General features: G+C 73.7%; 9 protein-coding genes. 4 read left to right on the top strand and 5 right to left on the bottom strand.

Annotation, left to right across the window (positions count from 1 at the left end; translation table 11 throughout):
* Window positions 1-10: 10 nt before the first annotated feature.
* The gene (locus tag ACH45E_RS30430) at window positions 11-1,441 is read right to left on the bottom strand and encodes an NAD(P)/FAD-dependent oxidoreductase (protein WP_361452655.1); all 1,431 of its coding nucleotides are present in this window, start codon (window positions 1,439-1,441) and stop codon (window positions 11-13) included.
* Window positions 1,442-1,561: 120 nt separating this feature from the next.
* Between ACH45E_RS30430 and trxA the strand changes: the two genes are divergently transcribed.
* Window positions 1,562-1,942, top strand: coding sequence for a thioredoxin (gene trxA / locus ACH45E_RS30425; protein ID WP_361452652.1), 381 nt, complete (start codon window positions 1,562-1,564; stop codon window positions 1,940-1,942).
* Between the two features lie 20 nt (window positions 1,943-1,962).
* On the opposite strand, the gene ACH45E_RS30420 is transcribed toward trxA, so the two are convergent.
* The 3 genes from ACH45E_RS30420 to ACH45E_RS30410 form a co-directional block, all read right to left on the bottom strand.
* Complete coding sequence (locus ACH45E_RS30420) at window positions 1,963-3,408, bottom strand: benzaldehyde dehydrogenase (RefSeq protein WP_361452649.1); 1,446 nt, start codon at window positions 3,406-3,408, stop codon at window positions 1,963-1,965.
* Between the two features lie 70 nt (window positions 3,409-3,478).
* Complete coding sequence (locus ACH45E_RS30415; protein WP_361452673.1) at window positions 3,479-4,525, bottom strand: LacI family DNA-binding transcriptional regulator; 1,047 nt, start codon at window positions 4,523-4,525, stop codon at window positions 3,479-3,481.
* Between the two features lie 84 nt (window positions 4,526-4,609).
* The gene (locus ACH45E_RS30410; protein WP_361452646.1) at window positions 4,610-5,290 is read right to left on the bottom strand and encodes a TetR/AcrR family transcriptional regulator; all 681 of its coding nucleotides are present in this window, start codon (window positions 5,288-5,290) and stop codon (window positions 4,610-4,612) included.
* 101 nt (window positions 5,291-5,391) lie between these two features.
* On the opposite strand from ACH45E_RS30410, the gene ACH45E_RS30405 reads away from it, so the two are divergent.
* The 3 genes from ACH45E_RS30405 (at window position 5,392) to ACH45E_RS30395 (ending at window position 8,143) form a co-directional block, all read left to right on the top strand.
* Window positions 5,392-5,949 (top strand): NAD(P)H-dependent oxidoreductase, encoded by a 558-nt coding sequence (locus ACH45E_RS30405; protein ID WP_361452643.1) that lies wholly within the window; start codon window positions 5,392-5,394, stop codon window positions 5,947-5,949.
* A 173-nt stretch (window positions 5,950-6,122) separates the two neighbouring features.
* Window positions 6,123-7,106, top strand: coding sequence for an alpha/beta hydrolase (locus tag ACH45E_RS30400; protein ID WP_361452640.1), 984 nt, complete (start codon window positions 6,123-6,125; stop codon window positions 7,104-7,106).
* A 32-nt stretch (window positions 7,107-7,138) separates the two neighbouring features.
* A complete protein-coding gene (locus ACH45E_RS30395) occupies window positions 7,139-8,143 on the top strand; it encodes a helix-turn-helix domain-containing protein (protein ID WP_361452637.1) in 1,005 nt (334 codons plus the stop codon).
* On the opposite strand, the gene ACH45E_RS30390 is transcribed toward ACH45E_RS30395, so the two are convergent.
* Window positions 8,137-12,204 carry a bifunctional nitrate reductase/sulfite reductase flavoprotein subunit alpha gene (locus ACH45E_RS30390; protein WP_361452670.1) on the bottom strand — a complete coding sequence of 1,356 codons (4,068 nt, stop codon included), beginning with the start codon at window positions 12,202-12,204 and terminating at the stop codon, window positions 8,137-8,139. The genes ACH45E_RS30395 and ACH45E_RS30390 overlap by 7 nt on opposite strands.
* Window positions 12,205-12,571: the final 367 nt, after the last annotated feature.

Here is a 12,571-nt window from a genome sequence, read left to right as displayed (position 1 = left end):
CTGGGCATGCTCAGCCCCGGTAAGCCTCCAGCAGCCGCAGCCAGACCTCGCTCAGGGTCGGATACGACGGGACGGCGTGCCACAGGCGGCTGACGGGGACCTGGCCGGCGACGGCGATGGTGGCCGAGTGGATGAGCTCGCCGACACCGGGCCCGACGAACGTGACACCGCGCAGGATCTCCGACTCCAGGTCGACGACCATACGGGCACGCCCCCGGTAGCCGTCGCCGTACAGCCCCGCCCCGGCGACGGACGAGAACTCGACATCGACGGCACGGACCCGGTACCCGGCCTGTTCCGCCTCGGCGAGGGAGAGGCCGACCGCGGCGGCCTCGGGGTCGGTGAAGACGACCTGCGGCACGGCGTGGCGGTCGGCGGTGGCGGCATGGGCGCCCCACGGCTCGGAGTCCGGCACGCTCCCGCCGGAGGCCCGGGCGGCGATGGCGGCGCCCGCGATACGGGCCTGGTACTTGCCCTGATGGGTGAGCAGGGCACGGTGGTTGACGTCGCCGACGGCGTACAGCCACTCGGTGCCGGTGACGCGCAGGCTGTCGTCGACGTCCAGCCAGGAGCCGGGCTCCAGGCCCACGGTGTCGAGGCCGATGTCGTCGGTGCGCGGAGCGCGCCCGGTGGCGAACAGGATCTCGTCGGCCTCGATCCGGTCGCCCGACCCGGTGACGGCCACGACGGTGCCGTTCTCCCGGGTCACCGACTCCACGGACGTGCCGGTGCGGACGTCGACGCCGGCCTCCGTGAGCGCCTCGGCGACCAGTTCACCGGCGAACGGCTCCATCCGGGGCAGCAGGCCCTTGCCCCGGACCAGGACGGTGACCCGCGAGCCGAGGGCCTGCCAGGCGGTGGCCATCTCGGTGGCGACGACACCGCCGCCGACCACGATCAGCCGGCCCGGCGCGGACTTTCCGCTGGTTGCCTCCCGGCTGGTCCACGGCCGCACCTCGGCGAGCCCGGGCAGGTCCGGCAGCCCGGCACGGGTGCCGGTGCACACGGCGACGGCCTGCCGGGCGGTGAGGGTGGTGACGCGGCCGTCGGGGCCGGTCACGGTGACCGTACGGGGCCCGGCGAGCCTGCCGTGGCCCCGGTGGAGGTCGGCGCCGATGCCGTCCAGCCAGCCGACCTGGCCGTCGTCCTTCCAGTGCGAGGTGTACTCGTCCCGCCGGGCGAGCACCGCGGCCGCGTCGAGGGGCCCCTGGACGGCCTGGCTCAGGCCGGGCAGGCGGCGGGCGTCGGCTCGGGCGATGACCGGGCGCAGCAGCGCCTTGCTGGGCATGCACGCCCAGTAGGAGCATTCGCCGCCGACCAGCTCGCTCTCGACGACCGCGGTGGTCAGACCCGCCGCACGGGTGCGGTCGGCGACGTTCTCCCCCACCGGGCCGGCCCCGAGCACGACGACGTCGTAAACGATGGATTCCGTTTCCGTCATGGGCCCAGTCTGGTGGGTGGTGTGCCGGGTGGCCACATGGGTAGGCGGCCGGAATATGTACTCAGCGGGCCGTGTTTTCGCCCACGGCTTCCGCCCCTATGCCCAGGAAGAGGTAGACACATGAGCAGCACCGTGGAGCTCACCAAGGAGAACTTCGACCAGACGGTCACGGAGAACGAGTTCGTCCTGATCGACTTCTGGGCCTCCTGGTGCGGGCCGTGCCGTCAGTTCGCACCCGTGTACGAGCAGGCGGCCGAGGAGAACCCGGACCTGGTGTTCGGCAAGGTGGACACCGAGGCCCAGCCGGAGCTGGCCCAGGCGTTCGGTATCCAGTCGATCCCGACCCTGATGATCGTCCGTGACCAGGTCGCCGTGTTCGCCCAGCCCGGCGCGCTGCCCGAGTCCGCCCTCACGGACGTCATCGGGCAGGCCCGGAAGCTGGACATGGACGAGGTCCGCAAGAGCATCGCCGCCCAGCAGGGCGACGCCGAGGGCGAGTAGCCCCCGGCGCGCCCGGGCTTTTAGAAGGGGTAGGCCGCAACGTCGCCGCGCACCGTCGTCCAGCGCACCTCGGTGAAGGCCTCCAGGTTGGCCTCGCCGCCGAAGCGGGCGCCGGTGCCGGACGCGGCGATCCCGCCGAAGGGGGCCACCGCCTCGTCGTTCACCGTCTGGTCGTTGATGTGGACGATGCCGGTGGGAATGCGCTCGGCCAGGTCCAGGCCGCGTGCCGCGTCCCTGGTGACGATGCCCAGGGAGAGCCCGTACGGGCCGTCCGCCGCGAGGGCGGCCGCCTCGTCGGCGGTACGGAACGACCGCACGGGCGCGACGGGGCCGAACACCTCCTCGGCGTACGCGGGGGTGTCGTCGTCGACGCCCGCGAGCACCGTCGGCCGGTAGAAGAGCCGGTCGTGCGTGCCGCCCGCGGCGAGCTTCGCGCCGCGCGCGGTGCTCGCCCCGACCAGGCCGTGGATCTTGGAGAGCTGGCCCTCGTCGATGACCGGGCCGAGGTGCACCTGGTCGCGGTGCGGGTCGCCGACCGCCAGGGAGTCGGCCTTGGCGGCGAGCCGTTCGACGTACTCCTCGTAGAGGGAGGCGTGCACCAGGTGGCGGCCGGTCGTCATGCAGATCTGCCCCTGGTGGAAGAACGAGCCCCAGGCGGCGGTGGAGATCACGGCGTCGAGATCGGCGTCCTCCAGCACGAGCAGTGCGGAGTTCCCGCCGAGTTCGAGGTGCGCGCGCTTGAGATGGCGGCCGGCCGCCTCGCCGACCGCGCGGCCCGCCGCGGTGGACCCGGTGAAGGAGATGACCGGCACCCGCGGGTCCTCGACCAGGGCGGCGCCGACCTCGGCCCCGCCGGGCAGTACGTGCAGCAGGCCCTCCGGCAGCCCCGCTTCCGCGAAGACGGCGGCGAGGGCGAGCCCGCCGCAGACCGCGGTGCGCGGATCCGGCTTCAGCAGCACCGCGTTGCCCAGGGCGAGGGCCGGGGCGACGGAGCGTATGGAGAGGATCAGCGGGGCGTTGAAGGGGGAGATCACACCGACGACGCCGGCCGGGACCCGGCGGGTGTACGACAGCCGGGGGGCCTCGCTGGGCAGGACCTGTCCGGCCGGGCGGGAGGCGAGGGCGGCGGCCTCGTAGCACTCCTGGGCGGCGACGTGCAGTTCGAAGTCCGCCTTGCCGGGGATGGAACCGGATTCGCGGACGATCCACTCGCGCAGCTCTTCGGCGTGCGCGGTGAACAAGTCACCGGCCCTGCGCAGCACTTGGGCGCGGATGAAGTGGGGGGTGTTGGCCCAGTCCCGCTGCGCGGTACGGGCCGCCCGCGCGGCCGCCTCGACGTCCTCGGGGGCGGCGAGGACGACCGTGCCGAGCGGGTCGCCGGTGGCGGGCTCGGTGACGGAGTACTGAATTCCCCGCAGAACAGGGGAGTTGGCGGACTGCCAGGTCTTGGGTTCGAGCAAGGGCATGGCGGCTCTCCGATCGCCGGGGGGCATTTGGTTGAGCGCGCAACATCCTAGTCCGCGATCAGCTCCGCGATCAGCTGGAGTCCCGCTGCACCACCGACGCGCCCAGGACTTTGTGCGTCTCGGGTGCGGCGCCGGGTTCGCGCACCGCGCGGTCGACGAGTTCGGCGAGGTCGCGGCCGGAGGGCAGCTCGATATGGATCGTGCTGAGCCGGGGCCGCAGCAGCCGGCCGAGCATCAGGTCGTCGGACCCGATCACCGCCGTCTCCTCGGGGATGCGGACACCCTCGTCCTGAAGGGCGCGCATCAGCAGCATCGCGTACTCGTCGTTGTACGCGAACACCGCGTCGAGGCCCAACTCCCGCCAGCGCGCGGCCAGTCGGGCGGCGGCCTGCTCGTCGTGGGCGAGCGGGAGCGCGGTGACCGTGGCGTCCGTGTCGCGCAGGGCCTGCCGTACGCCCTCCAGGCGGGGCCGGGAGAAGACCTCGAGGCCGGGCTCCTCGGGGACGACGACCCCGATGCGGCGCCGGCCGCGGGCGTGGAGGTGGGCGCCGGCACACTGGCCGACGCCGGCATGGTCCATCAGTAACGCGTGCGCCCCCTCGACCCGTTCGGGGCCGAGGGTGACGACGGCTCGGGCACCGGCCCGCTTGAGTACGGCGACACCCGCGGGGCCGGGTCCGGCGCCGGGCACCAGGACGGCGACCGGCCGCAGTTCGGCCCAGGCCCGGGCGGCCTCGTCGCCGTGCAGGCCGACGGTGCCGTACTGCACGACGGTGTAGTCCAACCGGCCGAGGGCCCACTGGAGTTCGTTGATGAACTGGCCGTAGAGCGGGCCGACGGGCACGGTCGGGGCGGGCATCAGCACCATGCGGCTGTGTCCGGCGCGCAGACTGCGGGCCGCCGCGTGGGGCACGTACCCGAGTTCCTTCGCGGCCTGGTGGACACGGCGGCGCGTCGGCTCGCTGATCCGTACCGCACTGGTGTTGTTCAGGACGTAGGAGACGGTCGCGCGCGAGACGCCTGCCAGGCGGGCCACATCGGCGCTCGTGGGAACGGAGCGCGGTGCGGGTGATCCGGGCGGGGGCGAGTTCGGTATCTGCACCATGACGTACCGCATCTTGGCAGAAGGCCTGGGGCCGGGGGCGCGCGGGGGAAGGTGGTTCACGGTTGCACGAAACATCGAACACATGGCCCTCGGGCCTCAGGCGGGCCGCACCGCACCCGTCACGCGGTCGACGAGGTCGGTCCAGCCGGCCTCCAGCCGCTCCATCGGCATCCCGCACTGCCGGGTCAGATGGCTGATCAGGGCGGGGTCGAGATACGCCATCAGTGTCAGGGAGAGCAACTCGCAGTCGGCGTCCGGCAGGATCTGCCGCAGCAGCACCATGACGTGCGTACGCAGGGCCCGGAACGCGGGGTGGGCGAACCGGCGGGTCGGCTCCGACTGGGCGGCCAGCTCCAGATCCAGCCGCTCGGCCGAGCGGTACAGCACCGCCACGCCGAACGCCCGCAGCCGCTCCAGGGGCGGCGCTCCGGGGCCCAGCGGCGGCGGCCCGCCGAGGAAGTCGGCCTGCAACTGCCTGCCCGAGTGGTCGAGCAGCGCCATCAGCAGCCCGGTGCGGTCGCCGAACCGGCGGAAGACGGTCCCCTTGCCCACCTGGGCCGCCGCGGCCACCGCCTCCATCGTGACCCCGGCCACCCCCTGCTCCGCGATCAGCCGGGCCGCGGCCTGAAGGAGCTTCGCGCGGTTTCGGGCGGCGTCGGCGCGCAGGCACGGCTCATCGGGGGCCGGGCCGACCTCCAGCAGCTGGGGCGTGTCGACGGGCTCCTCGGACTTGGGGAAGGGCGGCAGGGCGCTGGACATGAAGACAGCGTAAAGCACCCGGAACAAAACTGGACCGCGGTCCGTTTAGGGTGCTAGAAAGTTAACCGGACCCCGGTCCGGATCGTTACAGCGATGTTTCAGCCCCTTGGAGAACCCCCATGTCTGTTCGCATCCTTGCGCTCGTCGGCAGCCTCCGCGCCGGTTCGCACAACCGTCAGCTCGCCGAGGCGGCCGTCAAGCTCGCTCCCGAGGGTGCCGAGGTCGACCTGTTCGAGGGCCTGGCCGACATCCCCTTCTACAACGAGGACATCGACGTCCCGGGCAGCGTCCCGGCCGCCGCCGCCAAGCTGCGCGAGGCCGCCCAGGCCGCCGACGCGTTCCTGCTCTTCTCCCCCGAGTACAACGGCACCATCCCGGCCGTCCTGAAGAACGCCATCGACTGGCTGTCCCGCCCGTACGGCGCCGGCGCCTTCGGCGGAAAGCCCGTCGCCGTGGTCGGCACCGCCTTCGGCCAGTACGGCGGCGTGTGGGCCCAGGACGAGGCCCGCAAGGCCGTGGGCATCGCCGGCGGCAAGGTCGTCGAGGACATCAAGCTCTCCATCCCGGGCTCCCTGACCCGCTTCGCCGAGACCCACCCGGCCGACGACGTCGAGGTCGCCGCCCAGCTGACCGAGGTCGTCGCGCGCCTGCACGGCAACGTGGGCGTGGCCGCCTGATCCGGGCCACCGCACCCTGAAGGGGCCGCAGCCTCATGGGCTGCGGCCCCTTCGCGTACCACCGGGCCACCCGCCGTACGGCGGGCAGGTTCCGCCGTACGGCGGCCTCCTGGCGGGCGGCGGTGCGCCGATGATGACGGTACGAGCCGCAGCACCCCGTGTGAGGAGAAGCCATGCCTTCGACCCCGCCCCCGCCCCCGTTCGACCCGGAACTCGCCGCCGCCCTGGAGACGATCAGGGACGCGATCTCGCCGGGGCTCACCCCGGAGGAGATCGACACCGCCCGGCAGGGGCCGGGGATCGAACTACTGGCGGATCTCGACCTCACCCTGGGCGGGGTGTTCGACGTGGAGGACCGCACGGTCCCGGGCCCCGCGGACGCACCCGACGTCTCCCTCCTCGTCTGCCGCCCGGTAGCCCCGGCGGGCAGCGGCCCGCTGCCGGTGATCTATCACGTCCACGGGGGCGGCATGATCCTCGGCAACAACCGGGTCGGTGTGGACGGCCCGCTGGAGTGGGCGCGGGAACTGGGCGCGGTCGTGGTCTCCGTCGAGTACCGGCTCGCCCCGGAACACCCTCACCCGGCGCCGGTCGACGACGTCCTCGCGGGCCTGCTGTGGACGGCGGAGCACGCCAAGGAGATCGGCGGCGACCCCGAGCGGATCGTGCTCGCCGGGGCCAGCGCGGGCGGCGGCCTCACCGCGGCGCTCGCCCTGCTGCTCCGCGACCGCCGGGGCCCGAGACCCCTCGGGCAGATGCTGCTGTGCCCGATGCTCGACGACCGCAACGACACCTTCTCCAGCCACCAGATGGCGGGCCTCGGCATATGGGACCGCACCGCCAACGAGACCGGCTGGGGTGCCCTCCTCGGCGCGAGCCGGGGCGGCCCCGACGTGTCGCCGTACGCCGCCCCCGCCCGCGCCACCGACCTCTCCGGCCTCCCGCCGGCCTTCCTCGACGTCGGCTCCGCGGAGACCTTCCGCGACGAGGTGGTCGCCTACGCCTCCCGGATCTGGAGTTGCGGCGGCACCGCCGAACTCCACGTCTGGCCCGGCGGCTTCCACGGCTTCGACGGCTTCGCCCCCCAGGCCGCCCTGTCCCAGGCGGCCCGGACGGCACAGCTTCAGTGGCTGCGCAGACTGCTGGCCGGGGGCTGACCGACCGCGGCGGGATGCCGCACCATGAAGGCATGAAAGAACTGGCCGGGCGGCTGGCCGCGGTGGATCCGGATGCCGGGGCCGCGGTCCGGGTCATCGCCTACTTCGACCGGCTGGCCGAGAGCCGGGCCGGGCTGGAGGCGTTGGTGCGGGGGGCCGCCGTGCTGGCCGGGTGTGCCGCGCGGCTGGTGGATGAGGAGCGGCGGGTCGGGTTGCGGGTGGGGCCCGACGGGCGGCGGGCGGAGGTGGCGGGGGCGCCGGATCCGGGCTGGCCGTGCGCGCCGCTGGTGCCGGGCGGGCCGCCGGCGCTGTGGCTGGAGCGGGTGGCGGCCGAGCCGAGCGTCGTGGACGCGGTGGTGCTGGAGCGGGCCGCGGCGGCCGTGCGGGCGGTGCTGGACCGTACCCGGGGGCGTGCCCCCACCGCACCGGTCGACGATCCGGCGCTGGTGGAGGCGGTCCTGGATGCCGGTGCGAGCGAGCAGGTACGGCTGCACGCGGCCCGGCGCCTCGGCCTGGACGGGAGGGCCAGGGTCGTCGCACCTGCCGACGGGCCGCCCCGGATCGTGCCCCGGGAGGCCGGTGTCGTGCCGCCCGCCGGGCGGGTGGGCGTCGGCCCCGCCGTGCCCGTGCTGGAACTCCCGCGTTCCTGGGCCGCCGCCCGTACCGCGCTGCGGTTCACGAGCGCGCGGGAGCCTGGGCAGCGTGTGGTGTGGGCCGAGGAACTGGGCGATGTCGCGCTGCTCGCCGAGCTGGTCGCGCCGGGTGCCGAGCCGCCGCCCGATGTGCGGGCCGTGGAGGCCGCCGCGGCGGACGCGCCCTGGATGCTGCGCACGCTGCACGCCGTGGCCTCGACGGCGAGTCTGCGGGCGGCCGCCGCCGAGGCCGGCGTGCACCACTCCACGCTCCAGGACCGGCTCGCCCACGCCGAGCACCTGCTGGGCTGGCCCGTGCGCACCCCGCAGGGCCGGTTCCGGCTGCAACTCGCCCTGACGATGAGGCACTTGGCGCGGGACAGGGTCCACGGCGAGGATCAGTAGACGTCGCGGACGTAGCGCTTGTCGGCGGTGAGCTGCTTGACGTACGCCGCCGCGTCGTCCTCGGTCAGTGAGCCATGGACCACGGCGATGTCCTTCAGGGCGCGGTCGACGTCCTTGGCCATGCGGGAGGCGTCGCCGCAGACGTAGAAGTGGGCGCCGTCCTTCAGCCAGGACCACAGCAGGGGGCCGTGTTCGCGCATCCGGTCCTGGACGTAGACCTTGGCGCGCTGGTCGCGGGAGAAGGCGGTGTCCAGGCGGGTGAGGGTGCCCTCGGCGAGCAGGGCGGTCAGCTCCTCCTCGTAGTAGAAGTCGGTGGCCCGGTGCTGTTCGCCGAAGAACAGCCAGTTGGGGGCCTTGTGGCCACGGGCCCGGCGCTCCTGGAGGAAGCCGAGGAAGGGGGCCACGCCGGTGCCCGGGCCGACCATCACCATCGGGGTGGCGGGGTCGGCCGGCGGGCGGAAGTTCGGCGAGCGCTGGACGTGGACGGGCACCGGGGTGTCCGGGTCGGCGTCGGCGAGGAACGGGGAGCAGACGCCCTGCCGGGCGCGGCCGTCCAGGTTCTCGTAGCGGACGACGGACACCGTCAGGGACACCAGATGGGGGTCGGTCAGCGGGCTGGAGGAGATCGAGTACAGGCGGGGTTGCAGACGGCCCAGCACGTCGGTCCAGGCCTGCGCGTCCGCGCGGACCCCGTACTCGGTGACGACGTCCACCGCCTGCCGGCCCCAGGACCACTTCGCCAGCTCGCCCTTGTTGTCCGGGCGCAGCAGCTTGCGCAGCTCGCGCGGGTCGCGGGCCCGGTCGGCGACGAAGCGCAGCAGATCGGGGCCGAGGCGGGTGATGTCCAGGTGGCGCAGGAAGGCGTCGCCGAGGGGCAGTTCCCCCACTCCGTCCACCCGTACCGCCGCCTGGGCGTCCAGGCCGGTGACGGCCAGCCATTCCGTCATCAGCTCCGGGGAGTTCAGGGGCCGTACGCCCAGCGCGTCGCCCGCCTCGTAGACGAGGGGCTCCTCGCTGTCGCGGGTGTCGAAGGTGAAGCGGCGGACCTCCTTGCCCGCGCCGGGCAGGCTGAGCAGCCGGTTGCCGGTCAGGCGGGCGGTGACCGGGGCGGGCTTGCGGGCGCGGCCGGCGGACGGGGCCGACGTGGGGGCCGGGGCGGGGGCCGGGGCCGTCTGGGCGGCGTCCTTGAGGGCGGTGAGCACCTCGTCGAGCCAGGCCTCGGCGGTGCTCTCGTAGTCGGGTTCGCAGTCGGTGCGCGGGGCCAGGCGGACCGCGCCCAGTTCGTCGAGGCGCCGGTCCAGACGGCGGCCGTGCCCGCAGAAGTCGTCGTACGAGGAGTCGCCGAAGGCCAGTACGGCGTAGCGCCGGCCCTCCAGGCGGCCGGCGTCGGGCGCGGCCAGGGTGTCCCAGAAGCCGGCCCCGTTGTCGGGGGCGTCGCCGTCGCCGAAGGTGCTGGTGATCAGCAGCAGGTCGGCGTCGGACGGCAAGGTGGTGAGGTCGGCCTCGTCCATGGCGAGGAGGGAGGCTGCGTGCCCGCCGGAGGTGATCCGGTGGGCGGTGGCGGCCGCGAACTCCTCGGCGTTGCCGGTCTGCGAGGCCCACAGGATCACGACCTGGCGGCCGGCGGCGGTCACGGCCTGCGGGACGCCGGCCGCCCTGGAGTACATCCCGGCGAGGGTGCCGTTGACCCACAGGGCGTGCTCGGGGCTGAACGGGGCGTCCGGCGGCAGCACCGGGACACCGGGGGCGCCGGCGGGGATGCCGGCGAGGAAGCCGACCAGGTACTGCCGTTCGCGCTCGGTGAGCACGGGCGGCGGGGCGGGGTCGAGCCCGAAGACCGAGGCGGCGGCATTGAGCAGGCTCGCGGACACGGGATGCGGCGTCACGACCGCCGGTGTCTCCTCGCGCGCAGGCCGCACGGTCACCGGCGCCGACACCTTGGCCAGCGACACCGCGCACACCTTGAACTCGGGCTGGAAGGACAGCGGGTCCACGGCGTCGTTCGTGACGGCGTTGACGCTGAGGTACTCGCCGAACAGGTCGTTCCAGTGGAAGGGCGCGAAGCAGCAGCCCGGCCGCACCCGGTCGGTGACGACGGCGGGCAGCACGGCGCGCCCGCGCCGGGAGGCGACCTCCAGCGAGTCGCCGTCGGCTATGCCCAGGGCGGCGGCGTCCTCGGGGTGCACCTCGACGAAGGGGCCGGGGTTGAGCTTGTTCAGCTTGGCCACCTTCGCCGTCTTGGTGAGGGTGTGCCACTGGTGCTGGAGCCGGCCCGTGCCCAGCACGTAGGGATAGTCGTCGTCCGGCATCTCGGCGGGCGGCAGATGCGGGCGGGCGTGGAAGACGGCGCGGCCGGAGGGGGTGGGGAAGGTGAGGCTGCCGTCCTCACCGACGTAGCGGACCGGGTTGCGGTCGGGGCCGTCGGCGGTCGGCGCGGGCCACTGGACGGGGGTGTCGCGCAGCCGCTCGTACGTCACCCCGCGCAGGTCGTAGCCGGTCAGCGGGTTGTGGGCGCGCTTGATCTCCTCGAAGACCTGCTCGGCGCTGTCGTAGGAGAAGCCCTGTTCGTAGCCCATGGCGCGGGCGACGGCGGCGATGATCCGCCAGTCGGCGGTGGCCTCGCCGGGCGGGTCGGCGGCGGGCCGGGCGAGGGTGAGGTTGCGTTCGCTGTTGACGAGGACGCCCTCGGACTCGGTCCACAGGGCGCCGGGCAGGACCACGTCGGCGTACGCATTGGTCTCCGTGTCGGTGAAGACGTCCTGGGTGACGACGAACTCGGCGGCCTCCAGGCCCTCGATGACCGTACGGCGGTTGGCGACGGACGCGACCGGGTTGGTGCAGATGATCCAGCACGCCTTGATGTCCCCGTCGGCCATCTTCTGGAACATCTCCACGGTGCCCCGGCCGACGCCGTCCGCGCGGAGGGTGCCCGGGGGCAGCTCCCACAGCTCCTCCGTGAAGGCGCGGTCGGCGTCGGCGAGCACGGACCGCTGGCCGGGCAGGCCGGGGCCCATGTAGCCCATCTCGCGGCCGCCCATGGCGTTGGGCTGGCCGGTGAGGGAGAAGGGGCCGCTGCCGGGGCGGCAGATCTTCCCGGTGGCGAGGTGGAGGTTGACCAGGGCGTTGGTGTTCCAGGTGCCGTGGGTGGACTGGTTGAGGCCCATGGTCCAGCAGCTGGTCCACTCCCCCGCCTCGCCGATCAGCCGGGCCGCCTCGCGGATGTCGTCCTCGGCCAGGCCGGTGAGCTCGGCGACGGCGGCGGGCGGGTGGTCGGCGAGGAAGGCGGGCATCGCCTCCCAGCCCTCGGTGTGGGCGGCGATGAAGTCGGGGTCGGTGTGCCCGTTGACGTGCAGCAGGTGCAGCAGGCCGTTGAGCAGCGCGAGGTCGGTGCCCGGCCTGATCTGGAGGAACAGGTCGGCCTTCGCGGCCGTGGCGGTGCGGCGCGGGTCGACGACGATCAGCTTGGCGCCGGCCGACTTCACCCGGTCCATCATGCGCAGGAAGAGGATGGGGTGGCAGTCGGCCATGTTCGAGCCGATGACCAGGAACACGTCGGCGCGGTCCAGGTCCTGGTAGGAGCCGGGCGGGCCGTCCGCGCCGAGCGACAGCTTGTAGCCGGTGCCGGCGCTGGCCATGCACAGCCGGGAGTTGGACTCGATCTGGTTGGTGCGGATGAATCCCTTGGCGAGCTTGTTGGCGAGGTACTGGGCCTCGAGGCTCATCTGTCCCGACACGTACAGGGCGACCGCGTCGGGCCCGTGCTCGTCGACGATCGCCCGCAGCCGCCCCGCCGTCTGAGCGACCGCCGCGTCCAGCGGGGCGGGCACCGGCTCGTCGCCGCGCTCGGGCCGGATCAGGGCCGTGGTCAGCCGCCCCGGGGCGGAGAGCATCTCGGCGGTGGTGGCGCCCTTGGTGCACAGCCGGCCGAAGTTCGCCGGGTGCTCCTTGTCGCCGGACGCCTTCAGGACCGTACGGCGTCCGTCCGGTCCCCTGCCGATGCCCAGGACCATGCCGCAGCCCACACCGCAGTACGAGCAGACCGTCCGCACCGTCTCCGGCATGCCGTCGGTCCCCGAGTCCGGCGCGGCCACGGGCGCCCCCCTTGTCGTGTACTGGGTCGTCCTGTCGTACGCGGCGACGGTACGAAGGGCTCATTACACGAAGGTCGCTGAGCGGATCACCGGGAGTTAAGACCGCCGCACACAGCGGGCCGGGGGCGTGTGAGCGCCCTGCCGCACGACGCCGCGCGAACGCTCCACCTGGGAGGACGCGTCACTCCCCCGGCTCCGGGATCAGGTCGGCGGCCCCCTCGGGCTGCGAGAACCCGATCGCATGCGAAGCATCCACGCCGGCTGAGCCCACGCACGGACCGGAGAACCACGCCGCGCGAACGCTCCCCCGGAAGGGACACGTCCGCGCGGCTGGAGC

This window comes from Streptomyces sp. NPDC020299, assembly GCF_044387825.1.
Taxonomy (GTDB): domain Bacteria; phylum Actinomycetota; class Actinomycetes; order Streptomycetales; family Streptomycetaceae; genus Streptomyces.
This window is presented reverse-complemented; position numbering and strand designations above follow the sequence as displayed.

Excerpts from the sequence above, each read along its gene's own strand:
- ACH45E_RS30420 (WP_361452649.1), bottom strand. The coding sequence starts at position 3,408 with ATGCCCTTGCTCGAACCCAAGACCTGGCAGTCCGCCAACTCCCCTGTT.
- trxA (WP_361452652.1), top strand. The coding sequence starts at position 1,562 with ATGAGCAGCACCGTGGAGCTCACCAAGGAGAACTTCGACCAGACGGTC.
- ACH45E_RS30415 (WP_361452673.1), bottom strand. The coding sequence starts at position 4,525 with ATGCGGTACGTCATGGTGCAGATACCGAACTCGCCCCCGCCCGGATCA.
- ACH45E_RS30390 (WP_361452670.1), bottom strand. The coding sequence starts at position 12,204 with ATGCCGGAGACGGTGCGGACGGTCTGCTCGTACTGCGGTGTGGGCTGC.
- ACH45E_RS30395 (WP_361452637.1), top strand. The coding sequence starts at position 7,139 with ATGAAAGAACTGGCCGGGCGGCTGGCCGCGGTGGATCCGGATGCCGGG.
- ACH45E_RS30400 (WP_361452640.1), top strand. The coding sequence starts at position 6,123 with ATGCCTTCGACCCCGCCCCCGCCCCCGTTCGACCCGGAACTCGCCGCC.
- ACH45E_RS30430 (WP_361452655.1), bottom strand. The coding sequence starts at position 1,441 with ATGACGGAAACGGAATCCATCGTTTACGACGTCGTCGTGCTCGGGGCC.
- ACH45E_RS30405 (WP_361452643.1), top strand. The coding sequence starts at position 5,392 with ATGTCTGTTCGCATCCTTGCGCTCGTCGGCAGCCTCCGCGCCGGTTCG.